The following is a 26,780-nucleotide window of genomic DNA, read 5'->3' on the forward strand; positions in this document are numbered from 1 at the left end:
CCGTGGATGGTTTTAGCGACCCCTCCTCATTCCTACAAATCTGGGAAAACCGCTTGGACGGCTGGATGTTCGATCCGGCCGTCTTTGATGTTGAGGCCCTTCGCCAAGGCCGGGTCGCGATCGAGCGCGGCCAGTCCGTGATCCGCCAGGGACAACACGTAGGGCAAGGTGCTGTTTTCCAGGGCTTGGGTGGAGGTGCGAGGCACAGCACCCGGCATATTCGGCACGCCGTAATGCACCACGCCGCATTCGGTGTAGGTGGGATGGCTGTGGGAGGTGGGGCGCAGGGTTTCGATGCAACCGCCCTGATCGACAGCCACATCAACGATTACGGCTCCGGTGGGCATCTGTTCCACCAGCGATCGCCCCACTAGGATCGGGGCCCGCCGCCCAGTCACCAGCACCGCGCCGATCAGCAAGTCCGTGTCCGGCACAACGGCTTCGATCGCGGCGCTGCTGCTGTAAAGCAATTCCACCCGCGAGCCAAACAGGGTTTCCAGATAGTTCAGGCGATCGACATTCACATCCAAGATCCGCACCTTGGCCCCCAAGCCCACGGCCATCTTGGCGGCTTCGGTGCCGACCACACCGCCACCGAGGATCGTGACGCGGCCCGGCGCAACCCCCGGCACGCCGCCCAGCAAGACTCCGCGCCCGCCCTGTTGTTTTTCCAGGTAGCGGGCCCCAAACTGCACGGACAACCGCCCGGCGATCGCGCTCATGGGGGCCAACAGAGGCAGGCGGCGATCGGGCGTTTCCACGGTTTCGTAGGCGATCGCACTGATCCCCGATTTCAGCAAGGCCTCGGTTAAGCGCCGCTCCGCCGCCAAATGCAAATAGGTAAACAACAGCGGCGTAGTTTTCAAGAAGCCATATTCACCGGGCAGCGGCTCCTTCACCTTCACCACCAACTCGCAGTCCCAAGCCAAATCCGCTTCGGGCACAATCCGCGCCCCAGCCGATCGATAGTCCTCGTCGCCAAACCCCGCACCCGCACCGGCCTGGGTTTCCACCCGTACCGAATGCCCCCGATCGACCAACGCCCGCACACCCTGGGGAGTCAAACCCACCCGAAATTCCAGATCCTTAATTTCCTTGGGAACACCGATTTCCACGGGGACTACCTCCTGTTGAAGCGGTCGTGAGTGGCTAAACGCGCCCGATCGCCCTGTTGCTGTTTTGTTGCAGAAACCTTAAGGGTTTTGCCCCAAAATCAAAAATCACGTGCGATCGTGCATTTGCATGGGATCCCCTCTAAGCTAACGGCTCGATCGGGGATCGCGGTGTGCCCCTCGTCACAGATGCCATTTCCAGAGCGCAAGGCTCCATTGGCAAAGACGCGGCCCGGCCCGCATCCGGGCGATCGCGCCAACCCCTATGCTGGTCAAGCATCCAATTTTTGATTAACAAACCAGCCAACCATGACCATTCAGTGGCAAACCGTTAAACCCTACGAAGACATCCTCTACGTCAAAGCCGACGGCATCGCCAAAATCACCATCAACCGCCCCCACAAGCGCAACGCCTTCCGCCCCAAAACGGTGTTTGAGCTGTACGAAGCCTTTTGTGATGCCCGCGAAGATGCGGCCGTGGGTGTGATTCTGCTGACCGGCGCGGGCCCACACACCGATGGGAAATATGCCTTCTGTGCCGGTGGGGATCAGAGCATTCGCGGGGAAGCGGGCTATGTGGATGAGGCTGGCGTGCCCCGGTTGAATGTGCTGGATTTGCAGCGGCTGATTCGATCGATCCCCAAGGTGACAATCGCCCTGGTAGCGGGCTATGCGATCGGGGGTGGCCATGTGCTGCACCTGCTCTGTGACTTGACGATCGCCGCTGACAACGCGATTTTTGGGCAAACGGGCCCGAAAGTGGGCAGCTTTGACGGCGGTTTTGGAGCCAGTTATCTGGCCCGAATTGTCGGCCAGAAAAAAGCTCGGGAAATTTGGTTTTTGTGTCGGCAATACGACGCGCAACAGGCCTTAGATATGGGTCTGGTCAACACCGTGGTTCCCGTGGCGGAACTGGAAGCGGAAGGCCTGCGCTGGGCCCAAGAAGTGCTCGAAAAAAGCCCGATCGCGATTCGTTGCCTAAAAGCCGCTTTGAATGCCGATTGCGACGGGCAAGCGGGCTTACAGGAATTGGCTGGAAATGCCACCATGCTCTATTACATGACCGAAGAAGGCAGCGAGGGCAAACAGGCTTTTCTCGAGAAGCGATCGCCCAATTTCCGTCGCTATCCCTGGCGACCCTAAGCCATAGCAGGGAACCTTTTTCGGGTTTCTGAGTATCAGGCTCACCCTTGCCCAGTTGACACAAAATCCGATCTAAAAAAATGAACCAGGAGTATCTTAGTCTCCTGGTTCATTTTTCGCTTTTGAATGATTGATGACATGGCGTTTACCCAGTCGCATCCATCAGTCGTTAATGGTGGGTCAAAGTTGGTTTCAATCGTTGTTTCAGTCCCTATTTCAAACCCGATCGCGATCTTTAAGTATTCATCCTGAAAGCGGAGCAAGATCCCAGGGAACTACTACCAGAAAATCGCCTGATTGGCTAGGCACTGAATTGAGGGCTTGATGCACCCTGAAGCTAGCATCCATCAGCCCTTGATTGCCAACGGCGTGACTGATCCCCTAGGCAATGGAAGCAGAAGCATTCGATCGCAAAACCGGCGTAGTGGCCGCCAGGGCCGCTTCATTTTTAAATTCCACCGTCGCCACGATTGCCACGCCCGTTTCTGCGGGGCTGTGAACCAACCGCTCTAACGATTCCCAAGATGGAGCGAATGCTGGCATTGCGAGCGGACAAGCCTTCCAGCCCGCACGAACCACTGCATCAAACTGACCGCAATATCCACCACGTCGCCCTTCTGGGGTGTAGTAGCGACAATGGCGGCAAGCAGAAACTTGGAAGGGCGTAGCACTCATATTTTGCACTGCCAACGCAGAGCGCCGCTGAGAATTTGCTAACTTCATTATGGAATTGAGACGAATTGCTGTAAAAGTCCTTAAGACCTAGATCTACTCTGAGATTCAGCGATCCCAAACACTTTTAGAAATTTAGATTATCTTCAGCTTCCACTTTGGCTTTTTCAGAAAGTTTCTTCAGAAGCCCATTGATTTTCCTGAAAAATCAGTTAGGGGATCAAAGAAAAATCACTTAAAATCAATCGTTAATCATTTTGAAGAGTTTTTGTCAATTACTTTAAAAAGTCTTTAAAAAGGGTATGCGCTTTCTCTGATGGCGCTAGGAACCTGGGTTTTTAGTAATGGTAGGTTATGAAAGTCTAGGAGTGAACGGTTACCTAGAATACCGTTTCCCAAGAGATGTCATCATACAAAACGCAATATTTGGCAACATCTCTTGAAATTGACGAAGGCAGGACATTCGAGATCAATTTTTTTTGGACATACTGTTGGCCTCATTGCTCGATCGGGAAGCCATTTGGATCTGCGATGAGTTTGGGATTGGGATCAATCGAGTTGAGCTATTTTTGATACCTTTTCCAGGAAATTTCGCAAGAAACCCTCCCAGAATTTTGGTGAGCAAATCCTGCAAGCAAATTCTGCGCAAGGTTTTGAGGCTTCCATGAAACCAGCGCCCGCATTTCACTGCTTGCATTGATTCGCATTGATTCGCATTGATTTCGCGTTGATATTGAATTGGTATTGATCTGTATTCACCCACATTCATATGATTGTGGAGTTGTGGTTTTTCTGTTCCTGTGCTTCTGGCTTGGATTTCTGGCTTGGGGTTTCTGGCTTGCGCATCGAGCTTCCAACTGCAAGCTGAATACAAGCTGATCTCAAGATCCAGAGCCGGGTGAACGGTCTTGAGACCAGCGCTCAACCATGCACAAACTACAAACTCCCCAGCGCTCTAATTCCGCTGGCGGGGTCGATCGCCCGCAATGGGGACAGCAATCATAGCGCTTCAGTTGACTTTGCACGGAAGCGGCCCACTGGGTAAACGCTTCGGTGGCGGTGGCGGGTCGGGGTCGATCGGGAGGGTGCTGGGATCTTTGGGGTGATCGGGCAGTGGCAGCGGGCCCCAGGGCGATCGACTGAGACCGATTTTCAAACCAGCGGGCCGTAGAAAATCGCGCGTCGGTCAGGGGCGGGTTGAAAGGGGGCGTAATCGATTGGTTAATTTTGGCGGTCAGGCGCGATCGCTCAAACATCAGGGTTTGGGCCCAAGCGGAATTGGACACCGCCACCCACAGCACCCCCTGATGCACGGAAATGGGGCGGGTGTGACCGGCCAAGGCCTCGCCCACAATGACTCGCCATTGCTGACAGAGTTGCAGGAAAGATCGGTTTGACTGCCAAGCCGGGTGTTGGTCAAGCCGTTTGAGCAGTCCATCGATCGGGTCAAAGGCCATGGAAAGTACGGGGGAGCAAAGGGATTAATCAGCAGAGATTTGGGAAACAACCGGGATCGATCGAACCAGTCAGCCTTGTGAATCCAGACCATGGCCCTGCTCAACAATTCCGTGAACCCAATCACAACTCGCGGCTCAGAATCAGTTCGATCGGGTTAAATTCGATCAGGTTGAATCTGCGTTGAACCTGCGTTGAATTTGCGCGGATTGGGTTCGCTCAGGCTGCATCAGCTCAGATCACATCAGATCACAGCGGCTCAGATCGCAGCAGCTCAGATTCAGAACCCGTGGGAAAGCCTTATGGGTTAAGCAAACAGCGTTTAATCTGGACAAACGCTTCGCAAAATCTAAAATAGGCGAGAAGCAAGCCCGCTGAGAGGATGTTTGAAAAATATCTTGAAGCCCTAGTCAAGCCCCAATTGTCGTCGGGGCAAGGGGCTTAAGCCCCTTGTCTGTGTCGATCACTATCGATCGCTGGGGGAAGCGGTGTATCCATTTTGGCTTTTCAGACACCCTCTGAGGCATTCGTTTAATCTTTTCTGGTCACATCTTTCCTGGTCACGTTGAACCATTTGGGTGATTATTAACCCTGCACCGAGGAGCCTCGAAACCGCTATGAAATTCCGCCCAGCGCGCCAACAACCCGCGCGATCGGAGACCGAGCCAACCCTGCACCGTCGCCTGTCCTTGGCGTTGGAATGCATGGAGTTGGACTTAGACGCGGAACTCGCGCGCTATCGTCGCCTGCGGGGCCCTCGCCAAGGCATTGTTCGCCGCTTCTTTCTGAAGCCCCCGGAACGGGCTGGAGAACCGCCCCTGTTGGCTTCTGCGGAGGCGCTGGAGGCTTCTGGGGCCCTGAGCTTGCCCCCTGTGCCTGATACTAGCGATTTGCAAGCGGCTTTGGCTCAGCAAAACCGCCGCCCGGCTTCGCCTCGATTGCTGACGGCGGCGGATGAGTTGGGCGAGGATGCACCCTTGGCGGCGAAGTCTGTGGTGCAGGCGGCGATGCTGCTGGAGGGGGCCCAACCGGCTGCCAATGGCAATGGCTGGGATCGGCGGCGGGTGCGTCGGAGACAGGAACCCACCTGGACGGGGATTGGGGTCGGAACGATTTTGGTGATGCTGTCGGGCACAATTTGGACTTACTACAGCAACTATCCCGACAGTGACGGTTGGCTAAAGGTGGGTGGATTTTTGGAACGAACGGGCCGGGCGATCGGGCTGAATCAACCGGCCACTCGATCGCCAGAGCCGGTTTTGGCAGAATTGCCCCCTGCGGAACCCACCCCTTTGCCCACGGCTCCCACTGGGGTAACGGTGGATTTGACGCGGGATGAGTTTGCTGATTTGAGCCTGGAGAGCCTTTCGGTTTTGGGCGATCGCCCGCCAATGCCCACGGGAACGATCGGGGCCACCGCGCCCGCTGGGGCTAACTTGGCCCCGCAACCGGCCCCCAGCCCCTTGCCGTTTCCCCAAGCCCAGCGTGCTCCAGCCAATCCCCCAACCAACTCACCCGCAGCTCCAGCGGTGACTAATCCGAGTGCGGATGGGCGTTGGTATGTGGTGGGGCCCTACAGTGGCCCCGCTAGCCTGATTGCCGCGCGCAAACAGGTGGCCGATGCCTATGTGCGGGAATTGTCGATCGGGCGGCGAATTCAGTTTGGGGCCTTGGACAATGCACAACAGGCCAACCAGCTCATTCAGCAACTGAAGGCGGCCGGAATTCCCGCCACGGTCTATCGCCCCGTTGCCCCCAGGCCAGCCGCTAGCCCAGGGGCCAAACCTAGCCCGAATGCGAATAGCGTCAATCGCAACCAACCCAATAATCGCAACGCCGCTAACCGTAACCAGCCCAATAGTCGCAATCAATCTGCGGCCGGCAACCGCTCCCAACCCAGTTCCAGCCCGAAGCCCAGTCCCTGAGCCAATCCGTAAACCAGCCAGTCATCGGCCGGTTCAGTCAACAGTCAGCAAGCCAGTCAGCATCAGCCAGCAAATGATTATCAGTTGAGCGGTCATTGATCGGTTGAGTAGTAATTGATCAATTGCTGACCAAAAGAAAGGGTACAAGCCCCGCCCTTCTAGGGCGGCTTTTTCGATCAACCCCGCTTATAATGTTAGTTATGAAAGCACGATTTCGCTACCGAATTTATCCCAATCGCCTGCAAAGATTAATGCTGGCGAAGACGTTCGGTTGCGCTCGTGTGGTCTACAACGATGCAATTCGGTTGCGTCAAGACCTCTATCAGCAAGGGGAGAAAGTTAGCGATACTGAAATTCAGAAACGGGTGATTACCCAAGCCAAGCTAACCGTTGAACGTGAATGGCTATCGGAAGTTGCATCTGTGCCGTTAGTCCAATCCTTGCAAGATGCCCATCTGGCTTTTCGTAATTTCTTCAAAAGCTTGAAGGGTGAGCGCAACGGCCGCAAGATTGGATTTCCGAAGTTCAAAAAGAAACACTCAACTCAATCCATTCGCTTCACAACTAACGGTTTTTCGGTTAAACCCAACTCGGTTTACCTAGCCAAGATCGGTTGTGTACGAGTCAAGTGGTCACGGGAACTGCCATCGGATCCATCATCGGTGACGATCATCAAGGATGCAGCCGATCGCTACTTCGCGTCGTTTGTCTGTGAAGTGGATCTGATCGCCCTGAAGGCTATCAATGATGGAGTGGGGATCGACCTGGGCTTGACCACCTTCGCCACCCTGTCCACAGGTGAAAAGGTGCTGAGTCCCAAGCCGTTGGCTAAATCCCTCAAGCGATTGCGCCGTGCTCAAAAATCCCTCAGCCGCAAGGTTAAGGACAGCAAGCGCCGATATCTAGCCCGCCGCAAGGTGGCTCGGATTCATGCCCGCATCAAGGATCAACGAACCGACTTCCTGCACAAGCTATCGACCCGAATCGTTCGCGAGAACCAAGCGATCATTCTGGAAGATTTGAATGTGTCGGGCATGGTGAAAAATCGCAAGTTGGCGCGGGCAATTTCTGATGCTGGCTGGTACAGCTTCCGACAGATGATCGAGGGCAAGTCGATCCGCTACGGGCGGGATTTCCAGGTGATTAGCCGATGGGAACCGACCAGTCAGCGTTGTTCATCTTGTGGTCAATTGGGCGGCAAGAAACCCCTTGATGTACGCGAGTGGACGTGTATGCACTGCGGGGCAATTCACGATCGCGATGTGAATGCGGCCATCAATATCCAAGTCGCGGGCGGGCAGTCCGAGACTCAAAATGGACGTGGAGGCCAGCGTAAATCCAGTTCGCTGGTAGCAGCCGATGAAGCGTCAACCCGTGGTCTAGTCGAGCAACTTCAGTTGTTTGCCTAGGGCCGGAATCCCCGCTCCTTTAGGACGGGGAGGATGTCAACAACCGCAACGGCATCGCCCCCCAAAGGCCCCACCGAACGATCGAAGCGATAGGATCGGGGCAAGAGCCAGAAGGAGATCGAGCGTGGGACTATTGCAGCGACTTGGGAAACTGGTGCGCGCCAATGTGAACGCGGCGATCGCCCAGGCGGAAGATCCTGAACAGGCCTTGGATCAGGCCCTGATGGACATGCAGGATGATTTGGTGCAGTTGCGCCAAGCGGTGGCCCAGGCGATCGCCACCCAAAAGCGCACGGAGCGCCAACGGGAGGCCGCCGCCCGCGCCGCTGAGGATTGGTATCGACGGGCCCAACAGTTGCTGAATGTTGGTGACGAGCCAGGGGCCCGATCGGCCCTGAGTCAGTGTCACGGTCAGCAAGACGCAGCCGCCCACCTTCAGGAACAGTGGGAAACCCAACGGGACACGATCGCCCAACTGCGCAGCACCCTGCGGGATTTGGAAGCCAAGCTGCTGGAAACTCGCACCAAGCGCGATTTGTACGTGGCCCGCGCCCGATCGGCTATGGCCACCCAACGAATGTACGACACTCTGAATTACCTGAGCCGGCCCAACAATCCGCTGGAGCGTTTGGAGTCTTGGACCATGGAACTCGAAGCTCGTGCCCAGTTGTCCCAGACCGCCGGTCGCGATCCATTGGAACAGGCCTTCCAAACCCTAGAGTCTGACCAGCGCCTAGAGCGGGACTTAGAACAACTGAAAGCCCGTCGCCCCCCGGAGCTTCGATAATTTCGATCATTCAGCAGCATCACAAATCCGTCCTTGGGCAATTCCCGGCAGCGGTTCCCAGCGGCGATTCCCAAACCTCCTAGCCGCCAAAATCCCCGGTTTTGGGCAATTGCACAGGGCCCGGGCCCCTCAGCCCCCCAATAGCCGATCACGGCGGGAGAGCTAACCGAACTTGCCATGGGCTGCTGATTTTCGGTATCTAGGCTAATAGGACGATCGCAACTGCCGGGCTTGATCACGCGGCCGTTGACCGATGGAGTTGGTAGTTTGGATAAAGCAGTTGGCCTTGGGGCCAAGCTTCCCAATCCCGATCGCTTCCCCGATTTAACCAGCAGGAGAGCCACCGTCATGGGCCTTTTCGATCGCGTCAGCCGCCTGATTCGGGCCAATGTCAACGACCTTGTGAACAAAGCCGAGGATCCCGAAAAAATCCTTGAGCAATCGATCATCGACATGCAAGAAGACCTGGTGCAAATGCGCCAGGCCGTTGCCCGGGCGATCTCCGCTCAACAAAAAATTCAGCAGCAATATAACCAGGCCCAAAGTGAGGCCAACCTGTGGCAACAACGCGCCCAACTGGCTCTGCAAAAAGGCGATGAAAGCTTGGCTCGCGAAGCCCTCAACCGCAAAAAGGTGCAGACCGAAGCTGCCACCGCCCTCAAGGGCCAACTGGATCAGCAAGTGGGGATGGTGGATCAGCTCAAGCGCAACCTGATCGCCCTGGAAGGGAAGATTTCGGAAGCCAAAACCAAGAAAGACATGCTCAAGGCCCGGGCCCAAGCCGCCAAGGCCAACGAGCAACTGCAAGGGGCCCTCAGCTCCATGAACACCGGCAGCGCCATGTCCGCCTTTGAGCGGATGGAAGAAAAGGTGCTGGAAATGGAAGCCCGCTCCACGGCAGCGTTGGAACTGAGCGGCGTTTCGTTGGAGCAACAATTTGCATCCCTGGAAGCCGGTAGCGATGTGGATGATGAACTGGCGGCAATGAAGGCGCAAATGTTGGGTGGTTCCTCAACGCCAGCGGGGGCCCTGCCGGCCAGCAATGCCGCACCAGCTACGGAGGCAAAAGACGCGGCGATCGATGCCGAGTTGGAAGCCCTGCGCCGTCAGCTCAACGACACCAAGTAGGCAGGACACCAAAACCGCCAAACCAAAACCGCGATTGAGTCCGGGTGGGGGCGTGCGGCCGTGCGCCCCTATGCGTTGCCCATGCAGTGGTGAATCAACGCATTTTGCGACCTAACCCGCAGGCGGCCGCCCCCTCGAAATATTGCCCTTACCGCCAAGACACCTGTGGATTTAAGATGCAAAAGGCGAATTTTCAGAAGCAAGGACAACGATCGTGAGTCAAGTGCGAGTCATTTCGGATGCCGAATTTGAAAGCGACGTGCTGGGAGCCTCGGGAACGCCCGTTTTAGCGTATTTTTGGGCATCTTGGTGTGGGCCTTGCCGGTTGATGAGTCCGAGTGTGGAATGGGCGGCGACCACCTGGGGCGATCGGCTCCAGATCGTGAAATTGGAAGTGGATCCTAACCCCGTCAGCGTCAAACATTGCCAGGTGGAAGGGGTGCCCGCCCTGCGACTGTTTCAGGATGGCCAATTGCTGGACACCAGCGAAGGGGCCCTGACCAAGGAGAAGTTGGCGGACTTCCTCAAGCCGCATGTGGGCGCAGTGCCCAGCGCGGTTTGAGGATCATCGCAGCAGCATCCTGAGGCTTCAATCCATGCAATTTGCCGATCGACTGAAACCGCTGCAATTTAACGTGTTTGCGGAAATGGATCGGGCGAAGGCTGCGGCGGCTGAAACCCACGAAATTGTGGATTTATCGCTGGGATCGGTGGACTTGCCCACTTCGCCCCACGTGCTGGCGGCGATCGGGGAAGCGCTTCAGGATCCCAGCACCCACGGCTACCAACTCTTTCGCAATACGGCGGCCTTCCGACAGGCAGTGGCCGATCGCTACGAACGGCAATTTGGCCTGGCGATCGACCCGGAAACGGAAGTGCTGGCCTTAATTGGCTCCCAGGAAGGAACCGCTCACTTACCCCTGGCGGTTTTAAACCCGGGGGATGTGGCCCTGTTGGGCGATCCGGGCTATCCCTCCCACTACGGCGGCGTGCATTTGGCGGGCGGTGAGGTTTATCCGATGCCGCTACTGGCAAAACATGGCTATCTGCCCCAGTTTGATCAAATTCCGCCGGCCGTGGTCGATCGGGCACGGCTGATGGTGCTGAACTATCCCCACAACCCAACCACAGCGGTCGCTAACCTGGACTTTTTTCAGCGGGCGGTGGCGTTTTGTCAGCAGCACGGCATTGTGCTGATTCATGACTTTGCTTACGACGGGATGGCCTTTGGCGATCGCCCGCCGTCGGTGCTGCAAGCGGATCCAGAAAAGACGGTTTCGATCGAGTTTTTCACCCTGTCCAAGGCCTTCAACATGGGCGGCTTTCGGGCGGGCTATGCCATCGGGAACCGCGACCTGATTTCGGCCCTGCGCAGTGTCAAGGCCGCCGTGGACTTTAACCAATACCAGGGCATCTTGAGGGGGGCGATCGCAGCGCTTCAGGGGCCCCAAGCCGATGTGCAAGAACGGTTAGCCATTTTTCGCGATCGCCGGGATGCGTTTGTGGCCGCCATGAATCGGATTGGTTGGCCCCTGGAAACGCCCCAAGCAACTATGTTCGCCTGGGCTAAGTTGCCGCCGCCTTGGGAAAACCAGTCGATCGAATTCTGTAAGCAACTGGTGGCTGCCACGGGAATCGCCGTGGCCCCGGGGGTGGGCTTTGGCCCTTCCGGTGAAGGTTATGTGCGTTTTGCGCTGGTGCAAACCCCGGAACAGTTGGCGCTTTCGGTTGATCGCATCGCCGCCTTTCTCAAAACTACTCTCAAAACTGCCGCGTTTGCATAAACCGCTTCGCCAGCCAATTACCAGGTATAACCGCAGAGGTTGACCTGAGTGATCGGCTGCTCGAAAACTGCCCAAAAACTGGTCAAAGGTAGGTCAAGAGTAGATCAACACTCAACACATAGACCAATTTTTCGCCCTCAGTCCCTACCAAGGATTGCTGAAGGTGCGCACCGGTCGCCCACCGATGTTGGATTGGGATGGCTGTGTCACGGGTTCCGGAGCCACGGCCGGCTGGTTGGGCGGCGGGGCGATCGCGGGGCTGTTGGGAACCGTGTTGTAACCGGCGTTTAAGGGCACACCAGAACCCGTGGAACCATAGCCCGGCATCGGAGCTGTTGGGATTTTGGGCAAGGTGCTGCCCGCCGTTGCCGGGCCAGAGCCATAGCTGGGATAACCGGTGGGGCTGCCAAAGCCGCCATAGTTCCCATTGTCGGCCCCAGCATTGGGAACCGCCACATTCGGTAGTGCGGGATTGGTTGTGCCGCTGCCGATGGTGGAAGTTGTGCCGCTGGAACCCGTCACGGGAACCGTCGGAGTGGTGGTGTTAGGGCTGGTGGTGGGGGTTGTGCTGCTGGAATCGCTGCTGCCATCACCGTTGTTGAGGTAGAGGCGATCGAGCGCCGCTTGCAGGGGACTCACGGGCTGGCCGGTGGTTGTCCCATTGCCATTGAGCATGGTCGAGCTTCCCCCCACGCTGTAGGTACTGCCATTGGCACTGGCTGCCCGGGGGTCATTGCTCAAAAATTGATTCACCGCCCTTGGGGCCAAACCGCTGCCCTCGCCACCGCGCGATCGACTGCCCACGGGGCCCGCCGAACCGCCACTGAGCAACTGCAAAATATCCGCCAGCTCAGAGTTGGTATTGTTCGCCGTTTTTTCTTCATTCTGGCGATCGCGGTTATTGCGATTGTTCCGGCGCTGGTTTTGGGGCAGGGTTAGCTCCGTTGCCAACACATTAGACGAGTCAATATCAGCCGCCACCGAATCATCATCGGGTTGGGACTCCAGAATCGAGAGCCAATCCACCTTGTCCGGCTCAGGTTCGGCATTAGTCCAGCGATCGGGATTTTTCCAAAAAACCCAAGCCCCCAAGGTCGCCATCGAAATCGCCATGGCCGGCAACCAGATGAAGGGTTCACCCAACCAGCGCAGATTTCTCAGCACCAGCGTTAGGCTGAAGGTTTCGCGCAGTTGCGACACCCAACCCTCATGGGTTCCTGGCTCATGGGTTCCTGAGTGCGCCTTGTGGCCATGATGACCCGCCGGGTGATGGCTCGATGGGTGATGGCCCGATGAGTGATGGTGATGCTCGGACATAGTTAGGGTCACCGGAGCAGGATCAGAGAGTGGTTGGAGCGTCGATCGGGGTTGGGGAGGCTGAACGAGAGCCGCTGGACAGAGACGGCGGAGAAGTGAGCGAAAACCCTAGACGAGAACGAGCCTTGGAGCGATGGCCCAGTTTTAGGTAACAATTACTGCCTCCATTCTATCGGGTCTGGCAACCCTGCAGCCAGGGCCCAACCCCAAAGCCCCTCTGTCGCTGGGGCCCGCCCCCTCAATTCGCCATTACCCAAACGGAGAACCGACACCAGCGATCGCCCCAAACGGCCCAACCTTGGTTTAGGGTGGCTTCTGGCTGATCAGTTGCCGGGAATCCCGAAAGGTTTGGTTGGATGAAAAACGCATGGGCTTGGATAGGGGCGCGATCGGGCGATCGGCGCTGGAGCATGGTGCTCAGTGGAGCCATGGCGTTGTTTTATGGCTGGCAGTCGGTGCAGTGGGCCACACGCAATCCCTATATCGTGCAAGACGATGTGCGCCAGCATGTGTTTTGGGCCTTTCGTTACCTGGATCCTGGCCTCTTCCCCGGCGACTGGATCGCTGACTATTACCAATCCGTTGCTCCCCTGGGCTATCAGTGGCTCTATCACGGAGCGGCCCTCCTCGGCTGGGATCCCCTAACGGTCAGTAAATATTGGCCGGTGATTTTGGGGCTGGTGACCACGGCGCTGACCTGGCGCGTGATGATTCGGCTGTTGCCCGTGCCGTGGGTGGCCCTGCTGGGTTGCATTTTGGTGAATCAAAGCCTGTGGATGGAGGATGATTTGGCCTCATCCACGCCGCGAGCCTTTGCCACGCCCCTGGTGTTGGCGGTGATGGATGCGCTGCTGAGTCGATCGCTCTGGGGCTGTTTAGGGGCGATCGCCCTCAGCGGTTTGTTTTATCCAATGGTGGCGGTGGTGGCGGCGGCGGCCCTGACTGTGAATTTGGGTCGGCGCTGGTGGGCCACCCGTCGGGGGCGATCGCATCCCGAGACCCTGACTCCCCTGGACTGGCGCTTGGCGATCGGGGGCATTGCCATGGCCATTGCGGTGTTGTTGCCGGAACTGTTCACCAGCAGCGAGTTTGGCCCCGTGATCAGCCGATCCCAAGCCGCCGCCCTGCCGGAATTTAACTTTGTGGGCAATGAATACGGGCGATCGTTCTTCTTTCACCCCAATCCGCTGATTTTTTGGCTGTTTGCCCCCCGTAGCGGTTTCCTGTGGGTGGGATTTGTGCCCCCGATCGCCCTGGCGGCCTTGGCCTTGCCCCGTTGGTTGAGCCGGCCCGCCCGCGCCCGTCAATTTCCCCTAGCCAGTCGCCTTTCGCCTCACTTAGCCATGCTGGGGGATTGGGTTTGGGGTGGGTTGGGTCTGTTTCTCGCAGCCCATGCCCTGCTGTTTCGGTTGTATTTACCCAATCGCTATGGCTATGTGCCCTTGCGGGTGGTGTTGCCAGTGGCGGGGGCGATCGCCCTGGGCCTGTGGCTCGATCGGCAAATGCGAGCCACCCAACCCCAAAAACCGCGCTGGTTCTGGCCCCTGGTGAGCCTTGTTCTCAGCCTGTCGATCGTTGTGCCCATGGTTCCTAACTTGGCCGTGTCCAGCCAATTGCAAATGGAAGGACGCATGGCCGAAGTCTATGAATTTCTGCAAAAACAACCGAAGGATACCCTAGTGGTTTCCTTATCCAAGGAAGCGGATTTCATTCCGATCTTTGCCCGGCGATCGATTCTCGCCAGCCGCGAATTTGCCCTGCCTTACCATTGGGGCTATTACCGAGTTTTGCGCCAACGCATTGAAGACACCATCCGCGCTCAATACACCAGCAACCTATCGGAGGTGCAAGCTTTTTTGCGGAAATATCAAGTGAATTTCTGGTTATTAGAACCCTGGTCACTCTCAAAGCCTGACTTGGCAGATAACACTTGGTTACAGCAATTTCAGCCGCTCATTCAAGACGTGAGCGATCGGCTCGATCGCGGTGAAACTCCAGCTTTGGAACGGGCGATCGCTCCCTGTTCTGTCCTCGAAAACAAGCGCCTCCAACTGCTCGATGCTCGCTGCATTTTGCAACTGCCCTAATGCCATCAAAAATCCAAAAATAACCGGTAACTTGAGAAGCCGAATTAGGTAAAGATCTCAGCTACTTTGAGGGTGAAATTGGCGAATAAGGGTGAAGTTAATTCGTCTTCGGCAAAGAGGGTATAGACCAGCTCTAAACGGGCTTGCGATCGCCGATAAATCTCAACGGTTTGTTGTTGCCAATCCACGATCCAATATTCCCGCACACCAACTCGGGAATAGAGCTTTAATTTCACCTGGCGATCGCGCGCAATATCTTGGGAAGACTGGGAAATTGCTTCAACAACCAGCTCAGGAGCTGCTGTGAAATGACCTGACTCATCGACGCAGGTTGCCAGCTTCTCATTGCTAACCCACACCAGATCGGGAATGACGTTTTCTTCCCCGGTCAAGATGACACCCGGTGATTGCAGAACTTTGCCTTGCTTGTGTTGCCTAGCCCAGAGGGTCAAGAATGTGTGGAGGTTTCCTAGAGCATCCTGGTGTCTCCAATGGGGGGCGCGGGTCACGTATAGGTCTCCGTCGATGATTTCGTAGCGATCGCCGTTATTGGGGAAGAATTCTAAATCGGCGGTTGTCCACCGATTTTTCGGGTCAGCATTGGCAACCATGGGGGTTATCGCTGGGTCGGTGACAGCGAGGCTGGGGCGTTATGTTGATTGTACTGATTTGGGCAGGGCGATCGCCGGTAGCGGTTGGCTAAAATGGTGAGGACTTGGGTTGCCGCTGTCGAGGTTGGTGATACATTCACGATTTGGAGGGTATCGATGCAAATCACGATTACTTTGCCGCCGGATTTGGAGGGGTATTTGCTGCGCCAAGCGGCCCAGGCTAATCTCCCTTTGCCGTTGATTGTGCTACAGATTCTTCGGCAGCTAGTCCAGATGCCACCAGTGATCACGACTCAGTGGCCGGGGGCGGTTTTGAATTATGAACCAAGTCCCGATTTTCCTGAGTTTGAGTCTGATCGCAGCGAGTTAATTGATCCCCAAGAAATAGAGTTATTTTGATGCGTTATCTTTTGGATACTTGCGTCATCAGTGATTTTATTATTGATGCCGAGACATTTGATTTTTGAGAAGATCCTTAGTCTAAATAATCTGATTTTCACTCCAATATTTGTTTGAGTAAATCTGGAGCAATCCGAAAGCCGGCTTGATGAATGAGATTGTTGATTGCTACTGGCAAGGATTCAAGCTGGCCGTCTTGTTCCGCTCGGAGCAAAATTCCCAAAATACCTGTTACTTGCAATCCCAAAGATTTAGCTGTTTTTCGACCTTCTCGCTCGTCCAAGAGTATCCAGTCAGCATTGAGTTCTAGCGCGAGGGAAATTGCTTCGGATTCTCCTTGATCGAGAGTTTGCTTTAGCAGTCGAGTCAAGGACTGATCATGAGCTTCTTGAACTTCAATCCATCCTGAGGTGATCGCGTCTTGAATAATCGCAGATCCAGGACGATTTTCGCTGATTTTTAGTTCTTCTACAACAGCTTTGGGAATGAGGACTTTGCCAAATTGCTGTTGCAAAAGAAAAAGTTGATTAATGATAGCCAAGTTCAAAATTGGCGAGGTGTTGCTAACGACTAGCATAAGCGAGGTCATCGTCTAGTTCTTCATGGCTGTAATGTCGCAGAATTCCGCGTTGGGCAAGTAGTTGGCCGAAGTCGTATTTATCCATTTCAGCAAGTTCGCGGGCTTTGCCGAAGGCCAGCAGGTTTTGGGCATAGAGGGCGATCGCGAGTTCGCGCCGTAGTTCGCGCTCGATGCGGGGTTCTGGTAGGCGAATGGCTTGAACAATTGAATCGGGAATTGAGAGTTGTAGTCCCATGATTTTTGGGCGATCGCCTGCTGCCTGTTGGTCTGTGGTTTGCGGCGATCTTAGCACCGCTGAAAGGAGGGAGGCAGGGCGATCGATTAGCTCTGGGGGGTGATGGTTGGGGGCTTGGCTCACAAAGGCGCTGGGCAGTGAGGGGAATGGGGCGCTAGGGTGGGGGCAGCGTTTTGGTGATGATTCACCGAGGGATTGAGGCGGCCCCATGGACGAGCAACGACTTCAGGCTTATTTGCAATTGATTCAGCAGTTGTTGGCTTGTCCAGAGGGAGAAGAGGCAAGCGTTTTGCAAGCCCAGGCGGAGTTGGTGGATGCGGGTCTAGTAGAAATAATGTATTTCGTTCCTGGCCATATGGCATCTATTGGTCACCGTGATGCTGTCTGGCTAAAGCAGTGGGCGAACCGAATAGCACAGACTTTAGAACTGAGATCTAAGACCGTGTATGCTAATCCAACTACAATGAGTTTTATAGGAGAAGTGATGATAAATATTTATGAAAATCAAGGTAGTGCAAATCGTGTATATGAATTTTGGAAATTAAATTTAAGGAAGCTAAATTGGGACTTTTTGATCGCGCTGCCATTGGCTTTTCAAGTTCTAAAAAAACAAAATTCACCTGAGTTGGTTGCTGCCATGTTTGGTGAATTTGGAAATCTGATTGGACAATTTCATTTAGGCATTCGTTGGTTAAACTTAGAAATGGCAATTGTATCGTGCAATCTGTCCTTGGAAATCTATACTCGTGAATCTTTTCCTGAAGATTGGGCAACAGCACAACATAATCTAGCTAACGCTTATCTAGACCGTATTTGGGGCAGTGAGGTAGAAAATAAAGAAATAGCGATTTCCATTTATAAAAAGTCACTAGAAATCAGAAGTCGTGATTTTTGCCCTCAAGACTGGGCAATGACACAGAATAGTCTTGCTAATGCCTATCGTAATCGTATTCAAGGGAAAATCACTGACAATCTTGAAATGGCAATAGATATTTACAAGAAAGTTCTAGAGGTTTACACTTATGAATCTTTTCCTCAAGATTGGGCAATGACGCAAAACAATCTTGCTATTGCTTACTATGATCGAGTCCAGGGATATAGATCGGACAATCTAGAGATGGCAATAGATATCTACAAGGATATTTTAAAAGTTTATACTCGAGAGTCTTTTCCTCAAAAGTGGGCAATGATCCAAAATAACCTTGGAGCCGCTTATCGTCATCGTATTTTTGGAGAAAGAGCAGATAATTTTGAAATGGCGATTGCTGCGTATCAACTTGCCTTGCAAGTCAGAAAAAAGAAAGAGCTTCCTGAACAGTGGGCAGCAACTCATAGTAATCTTGCAGTGGCTTATAGCAATCGTATTCGAGGTAAAAAAACAGAAAATTTAGAGATGGCAATTAATCACTGCAAACTTGCTCTAGAAGTTTATACTCGTGATACATTTCCAAGACAATGGGCAACGATACAAAACAACCTGGCGACTATGTATGGCAATCGTCTAAAAGGGGAGAAAGCTGACAATTTAGAAAAGGCAATTGCCTTATGTAAGGCTGCTCTAAAGATAAGAAGATTTGACAATTTGCCTGTGCAGTGGGCAGCAACACAGCATAATTTAGCAACAGCTTATAGTCAACGTGTAAAAGGTACTAAAGGAAAAAATCAAGAAGCAGCAATAATTGCTTATAAACTTGCCATAAAAGTCTATAAGTATGATGCTTTCCCATATCAATGGGCAGCTATACAAAACAACCTGGCTCATACTTACCGTGACTATCTTCAAGAAGATGAAGCTGAAAACTTAAAGCAGGCTATTACTGCCTACAACTTAGCGCTCAAAGTCAGAACCCATCAAGCATTTCCTAATGAATGCCGCCAAACTGCTCGATCCCTTGGCAAGCTCCAAAGCGAGTTACAGAATTGGGATGCTGCGACCCAAGCCTATGGGCAAGCCCTCGCCGCTGCGGAAAATTTGTATCAAGCCTGTACTTTGCTCGACAGCCAAGCCGGTGAACTTAAAGAAACAGGTGATCTTCCCCGCCGCGCTGCCTACGCCTACGCCAAAATCGGTCAACTTGATCAAGCGGTTGCCACGATCGAACGGGGCCGCGCCCGGGGTCTCAGCGAACGACTCCAACGCGATCGCGCCGACCTCGTGCAACTCCAACAACAGCGCCCCGACCTGTTCGATCGCTATCGCGACATCACCAACCAACTGCAAAACCTGGAAAGCCTCCAACGCGAACAGCAAGTCCGCGATCGCCAAGCCATCACCCCCGAACAACACCGCAACGAAGCCCAAAGACTCCGCCAGGAATTGACCGAAGCGATCGCCCAAATTCGCCAAGTCCCCGGCTATGAAACCTTCCTGCAAGCACCCAGCCTCGCAGAGATTCAACAAAACCTCAGCACCGAAGCACCCACCGTCTACCTGATTCCCACCCCCAACGGTAGCCTCGCCCTAATCGCCACCCCCCAGGCGATCGACCCCCTGTGGCTCGATGCGTTCCCCGAAGCCACCCTTACCGACTTGGTGCAAACCTGGCTCAACGCCTCCCAAAATCACCGCAACGACTTCCCCGGCTGGCTGGAGGCGATCGACCAGGGAACCCGCCAACTGTGGGACAACCTGATGGCTCCCCTAATCGATCGCCTCAAGCAGCACAATTACACCCAAGCGATCCTGATTCCCACCGGCTTGCTCGGGTTGTTGCCCCTTCATGCCGCCTGGACACCCGACCCCAGCCGCCCCACCGGCCGCCGCTACGCCCTCGATGAGCTGACCTTCACCTACGCCCCCAACGCCCAATCCCTCGTGGCCGCCCGCGCGATCGCCCAGCGATTCCCCGACAGCCACCTCGATTCAATCCTGGCGATCGACAACCCCCGCCAAGACCTCCCCAGCTCCGAACGGGAAGTCATGGCCGCCGTCAAAACCTTTCCCCGCCCCACCGTCCTACGGCACGAAAAAGCCACTACCGCCACCGTTGCTGCAAACCTGGGTCAACAGGCGATCGTCCATTTCTCCTGCCACGGAACCGCCAACTTCAACGAACCCCTCAATAGCGGACTGCTGATGAACGACGACCTGCTGACCCTGCGCGACCTGTTTAACCTCAAGCTCACCGAAGGCGGCAAACACGGCATCCGGCTGGCCGTCCTTTCCGCCTGTGAAACGGGTCTCCCCGGCCTAGACTTAGCCGACGAGGCGATCGGCTTGCCCGTTGGGTTGTTGCAAGCAGGCGTGGCCGGGGCGATCGCCTCCCTCTGGGCTGTGAATGAGCAAAGCACCATGATCCTACTCACCAAGTTCTACGACCTCTGGCGCAACGATCACCTCACCCCACCGATCGCCCTCCGCCAAGCCCAACAGTGGCTCCGCACCGCAACCCCTTCCGAAATTCGCCAGCTCACAGGCATCGGGCTTCGAGGAGCTGAACACCCATTTGCCCACCCCTACTACTGGGCAGGCTTCAGCTACACCGGCATATAATCCAGACATGAATCCCCGAGTCCACAGCGTTATTCCACGCAGCAATTACACACTTGAAATTCAGTTCACCAATCAAGAAGTGCGAGCTTATGATTGCTTATCGCTCTTAGATTTTGGCGTGTTTCAGGAACTCAGGGACGAAGCTTATTTTCGGAAAGCCAAGGCGTTCAATGGCACAGTGACTTGGCCCAATGAGCAAGATATTTGCCCAGACACGCTTTATCTAGACTCTATCCCTGTACCGATCGCCCCCCAAATATTGTCAGCATGAACACCACTTATGACCGCGACTTTTATGCTTGGACACAGGAGCAAATCGCGCTGCTGCAAAATCGTGATTTCGGGGCGATCGACCTCCCAAATTTAATCGAAGAAATCGCCGTCCTGGGTCGCCAAGAACGTGAGCAGTTGATCAATCGCTTAGGTGTTCTGATTGGTCATCTGTTGAAGTGGTGCTATCAGCCTGAGAGGCGAAAAAACTCCTGGATCGGCACGATTCGCGAGCAGCGACGACGCATTCAGCGGCTACTCAAAAATAATCCCAGCTTGCAACCATTTTTAGACGAAGCTTTCCGCGAAGCTTATCTTGATGGGCGAGACCTGGCTATTCAAGAAACTAACCTTGCTGATTCTGTATTTCCCGAAACTGCGCCATTTACGTTGGAATTTATCTTATCAGATGAATTGGAATTCAGCCCATGATTCGACCGATTAAGCTACCGGAAAGCTGTTCATTTTCCGACTACTTTAAGCTCAATGCCTACCCTGAAGAAATTTTGGCAAATTTCGGCTACGGCTTTGAACTAGCTGAGCTGACATTACCCCAGGCGGAATCATTGCCCTTCGCGATCGAGCCGCTGCAATTACGGCTCAAAAAAACTATGCACCTGATTCGAGCAGATAACGAAATGGCTCGGCGGGAGTTTTTGATCGCACCCTTGCTTACGGAGGTAGTGCTGGCCACCAATAGCCAATTGCGGGTTAGCTATCCAGTGGAAGTTAGTAGCCAACTACGAGGCTCGATCGACTATTTCTTGCAGTCACGCGATCGCTTACTCGTGATTGAAGCCAAGGATGAAAACCTAGAGCGCGGATTCAAGCAACTGGCCGTTGAGCTAATTGCGATTGCCCAAGAAAACCAAGAAAGCTTAGTTCTGAAACCCCAACTTTGGGGAGCTGTTTCAATCGGGAAAATTTGGCAATTTTCGTTACTCGATTTTGAGAAAAAAGTGATTTATCAAGATCTAAACCTCTATTCAATTTTCACGGAATTGGAACATCTACTCCGAGTCTTGATTGGCATTCTAATGCATTAGCTCAGAATCACAAATGCCACACGAAAATTCTCAATTTGATTCATCTTCTAACCTGTCTTGATTAAAGCCCTCGAAACCGATGCTCTACACGGACGAAGATTTATTTGAGGCTGCTCGCACGATTCGCAGCGAATTACCGGATTTGTTGGCTCCCGAAACTGCAAAAAGCCTAGACAATCGCCTCGCTGAACTGCTGAATCAAGTACCTTTTGATCTGCGCGATCTACATTACGAAACCATCAGCGCGATCGCCACTCAAGTCGAAGAGTACTTAAACACACATGAATCTACAAAAACTTGGCTGCAATCCTTTCTGATTGACTCATCCAACAACCAACGCAAAAGTTTTGAAGCCCTTCCCGGGAATGCCAGCTACGTTGCGACCGATAAATATATTTGTCCCCACGGCGACTATCGCTGGTCACGGCGCAGCGTTGGCCAACCGATTCCCCGTTGCCCAACCCATAATCTTTCCCTAATCCCGATCGCTGAATTTCAGCAGCTACGGTCTAATCTCTCGCAGGAGAACCCATGACTGCCAAGGTACTCGAAGGCGCAGGCGGCAAGGTTGCAGAACAGTGGATTTCGAGTCTGCTGACTTCTGCCATTGTCTTTTGGGCGGGGGGCTTAGTGGCGGTTATTCAGCGATTTGGCTGGCAACCCTTCACGGATTGGTTCACCAAACAGCCGGAACCATTACAGTTGGCTTTGTTGGTGGCCGTGCTGGGCGGGGCGATCGCCTCAGCAGCCGTAGTGGAACGGTTTCAACTGATGGCACTACGCGGCCTTGAGGGCTATTGGTATCCTATTTTTAATGGATTTAAAGATCACTTCATTCGCCAGCAAATCAAGGCTAAGGAAAAGCTTGAATCACAATTTCAAAAATTAGATAATCTCCCAAGACTCACCAGTCGCGATCGCCAATTACGTGTCAAACTCGATCGCCAACTCAATAATTTTCCCGTCCAAGATATTGATATGATGCCCACGCCGTTGGGGAATATCTTGCGGGCGGCGGAGTTGCGATCGCTCGATAAATATGGGTTGGATGCGGTAATTTGTTGGCCACGATTGTGGCTGTTGCTGCCCGAATCCGCCAAAGCAGATTTACAGGCAGCGCGGGCTGAACTGAATGCCATGGCTCGGCTGTGGATTTGGAGCTGGTTATTTTTCATTTGGGCGTTTTGGGCTTGGTGGGCAGCACTAATCGCCCTGTTCTCAATTTGCTTTGCCTATCACTGGGCGATCGCCGCGGCCAAAACCTATGGCGACTTAATCGAAGCGAGTTTTGATCTCTATCGCGCCTTGCTCTACGAGGCTTTGCGATTACCCTTTCCGAAGCAAGCAGACCAAGAACCGGCCGCCGGACGGATGTTAACTCAATATCTTTGGCGTGGTACTTTGCCAGAGTCCTATCAATTCATTGCAACTTCAGAAATTTCCCCAGTAATTGATCAATAGAAATTCGCACATGAAAACTAATTTCATGGCTTTGCTATCTCAGGCGATCGAGCATAGTTGTCTCCCGGATCCCGACCGCAACAAATGTAGGCGAAAGGCTGGGGCATGATCGCAGACCCGTAATAATTGACGGCGAGGGGGATAATGACCATTCAATCCCCCGATCGCCCCGTGTTGCGGCTGCCAAATCTGTCATCGGGCAAGGCTAGGAAGCCTTGGGAAATTCGTATCGCTTCAGCTCCGTGGTGGTTTGTAGCACATTGCTGGCATCCCAAATTTGCCACTTCACTGGCCCAACACGATCGGCATACCACATCACCTTGCGGAATGCCGTTCCCGCTTTTTCTCCCGTAATTTCCACCCGAATTGTATTAAATTTGCCCGCTGGAACCGTGACCTCTTCCGCCGCCGCTGCCTTGAAGGATTCGGAGGCGTTCGTGGTGGCTGCACCCACCTGCTGACCAGTCCAAGACCATTGATCGCCCACCTTCGGTGGATTTTTTAAAATGGGCTTGATTGGATCATTAACCGTTTCGTTGGTCATGCCATTACGAGCCAACACAAACTTAATTTCCTTGACCCAACCTTCTCCCTTGAGATAGAGCAAATTAGATGGCCCAAATCCCAAATCTTGCTCAGTGGTGTAGCGCATTTGCGAGCCGTCGCGATCGGCCCCAATCACCTTGATTAGCAAGTTGCCCGTTGTGCCCTGTGCTGCATTGGTCGTGGCATATTCCCAACGACCATTCAAGGGAAAGGGGTAATAGTCGGGTGGAGGTGGCGCGGCTTGCAGTCCCGTTGCCGTCAGCAGCGCGATCGCCAGTCCCACCACAAACCCAACAACCCAACGGCGGCCCACGAACTCCCCTAGCCGCTGCCAATTCATGGGGCTAGCTTGGTACTGGGTTTGAGGCGGTCTCTGTTGTGTAATCTTTAGCTGGAAAAATATCATTTCAGATCCAGAACAACTACTCCCATCAAGATAGGCATTACCTGCCCGATTGCACAGGAAATATGTTGATCTGTTAAGCACTAACCCAATCAATAAAAATGAGAAGGCTTTTTGTAATGTCTGATGATTTTGGTTTTGAAATTTTAAGTTTTTGATTTTAAAACTTTAAGTATTAATGAGACTTTGGCTTCTAAAATTTGGGTTGAATTTTATTGACTCTCAAGGGTTTTCAGAATTGAATCAACTGGACTGACTTGGAGGACGTTGGGTAGATCAGCGGCTTCAAGGTTGACGCAATAACCCGCCCAGAAAACCAACAGGAAATGGGTGGGTCGATCGCCCGGATTAACCCACCCGATCGCGCGTTGGGAACCTAGCTCAAGTGCGATCGCACCACGGCGGCCAGGCGATCGGCCCAATGGCGCACCAAATCCGCTTCGGCCGCTTCCACCATCACCCGAATCACCGGCTCCGTGCCCGAAGCCCGCACCAAAATCCGGCCCGCATCGCCCATTTGGGTTTCGGCCTGGGCGATCGCCTCGGCCACGGGGGCGCAATCTTGCCAGCCCAACCGGCGCGCGCGATCCTCAACCCGCACATTTTCCAGCAGTTGCGGATATTTCTGGAAGCTGTCATCCACCCAGGAGGTGAGCGATCGCCCGGACTGCTTCACCAGGGCCGCCAAGTGCAGCGCCACCAACGTGCCATCGCCGCTGACGGCATAGTGACGGCAGAGGATGTGACCCGACTGCTCACCGCCGAGCATGTAGCCGCGATCGAGCATCGCCTTTTGCACATATTGATCGCCCACGGCCGTGCGGATCAGATTGCCGCCTTGTTTTTGCCAAGCCCGCTCAAAGCCCAGGTTGGCCATCACCGTCGAAACGATCGTTGCTTCCGGTAGCTTGTCACTCGATCGCAGGGTTTGGCCCCAGAAATAAAGGATGTAGTCGCCATCAACCACGCGCCCTTGGCCATCCACTGCCAACACGCGATCGGCATCCCCATCAAAGGCGAAACCCAAATCCGCTTGATGCTCAACCACCGCCGCCTTCAGGGACTCTAAGTGAGTTGAGCCGCAATTCACATTAATCCGATCGCCGTCCGGTTCCCCGTGCAGCAGAATCACCGTTGCGCCCAACTCCTCAAACACCGCCGGGGCCACCTTGGCGCTGGCTCCCCAAGCCGTATCCAACACCACCTTCAAACCCGCCAACGGGCGATCGCCCCAGCCCTCTTGCTCTAGGGTTTGTTCCAGGGACACCGCATAGCCGCGCACCAGCTCGGGCCGGAAATAGCCACGCCCGCAACCGGTCACGGGTTCCAGACCAGGCAACACGTGGTGGCGCAGGGCCGATTCAATTTGTTGTTGGGCTTCCTTGGCCAGCTTGTGCCCATCGGGGCCGAAGAACTTCAAGCCGTTGTCGCCGGGCGGGTTGTGGCTGGCGGAAATCATCGCGCCCCCGATCGCCCCAGTCGCTTCCACCAAATAGGCCACGCAAGGAGTTGGGCAGAGTCCCACATTCCACACCTCCAGCCCGGCCGCCGTCAGCCCCGCCGTCAGGGCCGCCGCCAGCATTTCGCTGGAGTTGCGGGAATCTTGGCCCACGACGATCGCCCCTTTGCCCGATCGCGCTGCAAACACACGCCCGGCCCAATAGCCCACATGCAGCGCCAGGCTCGCGGTCAACACCTCGCCCACACGCCCGCGAATCCCGTCGGTTCCAAACAGGGGCACGCTCTCGGGAATTTCCAGGGGCGACAACCCATGCAGATTCAGATTCAAGCTTGGTTGCTCCAAATCCTGGGGTTTTTGGTTCAACCCAAGTTCGCCCGATTCGCGACCCAACCGAACAGGAGACGTAACCATAATTGCGCTCACTCCACACCAAGGGTTTGTGTTGCTTTCCACACCAAATCGATCCCGCGTCCGCACGATCGACATAGTTCGCAACTCGCCTGAAGGATAGCACGGGCCGATCGAGCGGTTGGATCGCCCCCGATACCATGGCGCTGTTTGGGGGAGTGAGTAAACTTAAGGCAGATGTGAGGCGCGATCGCCCCGGTTTGCCCCCAGTCAGGAGGATTCGATCGCATTAAATCAATCAAATCAAAAGAGCATTCGATCGGTAGGACGTATGGAACCCACAACATTGGCATTCGCAGGCATCGCGGTTCCGATGGCCAATCAGCCCCCCGTTTTCAACGCGCCGATCACGCAACATTTCAGTTAAGAGCAACCGACAAACAAAGCCATGATCGACTATCGCCAAATCATTACGATCGAGCCGGATAAACGAGGTGGAAAGCCATGCATTCGGCGTATGCGAATTACGGTCTATGACGTGCTGGGTTGGTTGGCGGCGGAAATGTCCTTTGAGGAAATTTTGGATGATTTCCCAGAGCTGACAATGCAGGATATTTTGGCTTGCTTGGCCTTTGCAGCCGATCGCGATCATCGACTTGTGGCGATCGCGGCATGAGACTGTTATTCGATCAAAATCTGAGCCGAAAACTGTTGGGACGACTGGCGGAGCTGCTGCCGGACGCGAGCCATGTGCAATTGGAAGGGCTGGCGGAAGCCCCTGACAGTGAGATTTGGGAGTTTGCGCGCGATCGCGGATTTTGCATCGTCACCCAGGATGCGGACTTTGCGGAACGCAGTCGGCTCTATGGTTCGCCGCCCAAGGTGCTGTGGTTGCGTTGCGGCAATGCTCCGACGGCTAAGGTGGAATCGATGCTGAGATCGGGGATTGAGGCAATTCGGGAACTGCTCACGAATCCCGAAATTGATTGTTTGGAGTTGCACGAGCCCAGAAGTGTTGAATGACAGATTCAGGTTATAAAAAAGGGGTAAGAAGATGTAATTCTTACCCCAAACAATCAAAAAGTAGTACACCAATGTTACGCTCAT

27 protein-coding genes are annotated in these 26,780 nt (G+C 54.4%); 17 read left to right on the top strand and 10 right to left on the bottom strand.

Annotation, left to right across the window (positions count from 1 at the left end; all coding sequences use genetic code 11):
- Positions 1–32: 32 nt before the first annotated feature.
- Positions 33–1,115, bottom strand: a complete 1,083-nt coding sequence (ald, locus tag H6G53_RS03490; protein WP_190530924.1) for an alanine dehydrogenase — start codon at positions 1,113–1,115, stop codon at positions 33–35.
- A 306-nt stretch (positions 1,116–1,421) separates the two neighbouring features.
- Here ald and menB point away from each other — a divergent pair, with 306 nt between their 5' ends.
- Positions 1,422–2,255, top strand: a complete 834-nt coding sequence (gene menB / locus H6G53_RS03495) for a 1,4-dihydroxy-2-naphthoyl-CoA synthase (RefSeq protein ID WP_190530925.1) — start codon at positions 1,422–1,424, stop codon at positions 2,253–2,255.
- Between the two features lie 381 nt (positions 2,256–2,636).
- Here the strand turns inward: menB and H6G53_RS03500 are convergent, their stop codons facing one another.
- From H6G53_RS03500 to H6G53_RS03510, 3 genes are all read right to left on the bottom strand, one after another.
- Positions 2,637–2,978 (bottom strand): hypothetical protein, encoded by a 342-nt coding sequence (locus H6G53_RS03500; protein WP_099534814.1) that lies wholly within the window; start codon positions 2,976–2,978, stop codon positions 2,637–2,639.
- A gap of 418 nt (positions 2,979–3,396) precedes the next feature.
- Positions 3,397–3,852, bottom strand: coding sequence for a hypothetical protein (locus tag H6G53_RS03505; RefSeq protein ID WP_190530967.1), 456 nt, complete (start codon positions 3,850–3,852; stop codon positions 3,397–3,399).
- Positions 3,809–4,384, bottom strand: coding sequence for a DciA family protein (locus H6G53_RS03510; RefSeq protein WP_190530926.1), 576 nt, complete (start codon positions 4,382–4,384; stop codon positions 3,809–3,811). The genes H6G53_RS03505 and H6G53_RS03510 overlap by 44 nt, the downstream gene beginning before the upstream one ends.
- A 615-nt stretch (positions 4,385–4,999) precedes the next feature.
- On the opposite strand from H6G53_RS03510, the gene H6G53_RS03515 reads away from it, so the two are divergent.
- From H6G53_RS03515 to H6G53_RS03540, 6 genes are all read left to right on the top strand, one after another.
- The gene (locus tag H6G53_RS03515) at positions 5,000–6,307 is read left to right on the top strand and encodes an SPOR domain-containing protein (protein WP_190530927.1); all 1,308 of its coding nucleotides are present in this window, start codon (positions 5,000–5,002) and stop codon (positions 6,305–6,307) included.
- A 200-nt stretch (positions 6,308–6,507) separates the two neighbouring features.
- Positions 6,508–7,716 (top strand): RNA-guided endonuclease TnpB family protein, encoded by a 1,209-nt coding sequence (locus H6G53_RS03520; protein WP_190530928.1) that lies wholly within the window; start codon positions 6,508–6,510, stop codon positions 7,714–7,716.
- 124 nt (positions 7,717–7,840) lie between these two features.
- On the top strand, positions 7,841–8,503 hold the full coding sequence (locus H6G53_RS03525; protein WP_190530929.1) for a PspA/IM30 family protein: 663 nt from the start codon (positions 7,841–7,843) through the stop codon (positions 8,501–8,503).
- Positions 8,504–8,851: 348 nt separating this feature from the next.
- Complete coding sequence (locus H6G53_RS03530; RefSeq protein WP_190528753.1) at positions 8,852–9,631, top strand: PspA/IM30 family protein; 780 nt, start codon at positions 8,852–8,854, stop codon at positions 9,629–9,631.
- A gap of 211 nt (positions 9,632–9,842) precedes the next feature.
- Positions 9,843–10,193 carry a co-chaperone YbbN gene (locus H6G53_RS03535; RefSeq protein ID WP_099531524.1) on the top strand — a complete coding sequence of 117 codons (351 nt, stop codon included), beginning with the start codon at positions 9,843–9,845 and terminating at the stop codon, positions 10,191–10,193.
- 34 nt (positions 10,194–10,227) lie between these two features.
- Complete coding sequence (locus tag H6G53_RS03540; RefSeq protein WP_099531525.1) at positions 10,228–11,415, top strand: LL-diaminopimelate aminotransferase; 1,188 nt, start codon at positions 10,228–10,230, stop codon at positions 11,413–11,415.
- A 144-nt stretch (positions 11,416–11,559) separates the two neighbouring features.
- Here the strand turns inward: H6G53_RS03540 and H6G53_RS03545 are convergent, their stop codons facing one another.
- Complete coding sequence (locus tag H6G53_RS03545; protein WP_190530930.1) at positions 11,560–12,744, bottom strand: hypothetical protein; 1,185 nt, start codon at positions 12,742–12,744, stop codon at positions 11,560–11,562.
- A gap of 344 nt (positions 12,745–13,088) precedes the next feature.
- Here H6G53_RS03545 and H6G53_RS03550 point away from each other — a divergent pair, with 344 nt between their 5' ends.
- Positions 13,089–14,819 carry a hypothetical protein gene (locus tag H6G53_RS03550; RefSeq protein WP_190530931.1) on the top strand — a complete coding sequence of 577 codons (1,731 nt, stop codon included), beginning with the start codon at positions 13,089–13,091 and terminating at the stop codon, positions 14,817–14,819.
- Positions 14,820–14,863: 44 nt separating this feature from the next.
- On the opposite strand, the gene H6G53_RS03555 is transcribed toward H6G53_RS03550, so the two are convergent.
- Entirely contained in the window at positions 14,864–15,430 is a 567-nt protein-coding gene (locus H6G53_RS03555; protein ID WP_190530932.1) for a Uma2 family endonuclease, read from the bottom strand.
- A gap of 156 nt (positions 15,431–15,586) precedes the next feature.
- On the opposite strand from H6G53_RS03555, the gene H6G53_RS03560 reads away from it, so the two are divergent.
- A complete protein-coding gene (locus H6G53_RS03560) occupies positions 15,587–15,829 on the top strand; it encodes a hypothetical protein (RefSeq protein ID WP_190530933.1) in 243 nt (80 codons plus the stop codon).
- Positions 15,830–15,926: 97 nt separating this feature from the next.
- On the opposite strand, the gene H6G53_RS03565 is transcribed toward H6G53_RS03560, so the two are convergent.
- Complete coding sequence (locus tag H6G53_RS03565) at positions 15,927–16,418, bottom strand: DUF3368 domain-containing protein (protein WP_242030689.1); 492 nt, start codon at positions 16,416–16,418, stop codon at positions 15,927–15,929.
- Positions 16,393–16,644 (bottom strand): UPF0175 family protein, encoded by a 252-nt coding sequence (locus tag H6G53_RS03570; protein WP_190354529.1) that lies wholly within the window; start codon positions 16,642–16,644, stop codon positions 16,393–16,395. The genes H6G53_RS03565 and H6G53_RS03570 overlap by 26 nt, the downstream gene beginning before the upstream one ends.
- 208 nt (positions 16,645–16,852) lie before the next feature.
- Between H6G53_RS03570 and H6G53_RS03575 the strand changes: the two genes are divergently transcribed.
- From H6G53_RS03575 to H6G53_RS03600, 6 genes are all read left to right on the top strand, one after another.
- Complete coding sequence (locus H6G53_RS03575) at positions 16,853–20,137, top strand: CHAT domain-containing protein (RefSeq protein WP_190530934.1); 3,285 nt, start codon at positions 16,853–16,855, stop codon at positions 20,135–20,137.
- Positions 20,138–20,144: 7 nt separating this feature from the next.
- Positions 20,145–20,408, top strand: a complete 264-nt coding sequence (locus H6G53_RS19145; RefSeq protein WP_190530935.1) for a DUF2442 domain-containing protein — start codon at positions 20,145–20,147, stop codon at positions 20,406–20,408.
- Complete coding sequence (locus tag H6G53_RS03585) at positions 20,405–20,839, top strand: DUF29 domain-containing protein (RefSeq protein WP_190530936.1); 435 nt, start codon at positions 20,405–20,407, stop codon at positions 20,837–20,839. The genes H6G53_RS19145 and H6G53_RS03585 overlap by 4 nt, the downstream gene beginning before the upstream one ends.
- Positions 20,836–21,453, top strand: a complete 618-nt coding sequence (locus tag H6G53_RS03590; protein WP_190530937.1) for a hypothetical protein — start codon at positions 20,836–20,838, stop codon at positions 21,451–21,453. Before H6G53_RS03585 ends, H6G53_RS03590 begins: the two co-directional genes overlap by 4 nt.
- 79 nt (positions 21,454–21,532) lie before the next feature.
- On the top strand, positions 21,533–21,988 hold the full coding sequence (locus H6G53_RS03595; protein WP_190530938.1) for a hypothetical protein: 456 nt from the start codon (positions 21,533–21,535) through the stop codon (positions 21,986–21,988).
- Positions 21,985–22,914, top strand: coding sequence for a hypothetical protein (locus tag H6G53_RS03600; protein WP_190530939.1), 930 nt, complete (start codon positions 21,985–21,987; stop codon positions 22,912–22,914). The genes H6G53_RS03595 and H6G53_RS03600 overlap by 4 nt, the downstream gene beginning before the upstream one ends.
- Before the next feature lie 205 nt (positions 22,915–23,119).
- On the opposite strand, the gene H6G53_RS03605 is transcribed toward H6G53_RS03600, so the two are convergent.
- Together H6G53_RS03605 and glmM are read right to left on the bottom strand one after the other, a co-directional pair.
- The gene (locus H6G53_RS03605; protein ID WP_190530940.1) at positions 23,120–23,800 is read right to left on the bottom strand and encodes a hypothetical protein; all 681 of its coding nucleotides are present in this window, start codon (positions 23,798–23,800) and stop codon (positions 23,120–23,122) included.
- 439 nt (positions 23,801–24,239) lie between these two features.
- The gene (gene glmM / locus H6G53_RS03610; protein ID WP_190530941.1) at positions 24,240–25,736 is read right to left on the bottom strand and encodes a phosphoglucosamine mutase; all 1,497 of its coding nucleotides are present in this window, start codon (positions 25,734–25,736) and stop codon (positions 24,240–24,242) included.
- 388 nt (positions 25,737–26,124) lie between these two features.
- Between glmM and H6G53_RS03615 the strand changes: the two genes are divergently transcribed.
- The gene (locus H6G53_RS03615) at positions 26,125–26,349 is read left to right on the top strand and encodes a DUF433 domain-containing protein (protein WP_099531542.1); all 225 of its coding nucleotides are present in this window, start codon (positions 26,125–26,127) and stop codon (positions 26,347–26,349) included.
- Positions 26,346–26,696, top strand: coding sequence for a DUF5615 family PIN-like protein (locus H6G53_RS03620; RefSeq protein WP_190530942.1), 351 nt, complete (start codon positions 26,346–26,348; stop codon positions 26,694–26,696). The genes H6G53_RS03615 and H6G53_RS03620 overlap by 4 nt, the downstream gene beginning before the upstream one ends.
- The last annotated feature ends 84 nt before the right edge of the window (positions 26,697–26,780 follow it).

The sequence above is a fragment of the Limnothrix sp. FACHB-406 genome (assembly GCF_014698235.1).
In the GTDB taxonomy this organism is placed as follows: domain Bacteria; phylum Cyanobacteriota; class Cyanobacteriia; order CACIAM-69d; family CACIAM-69d; genus CACIAM-69d.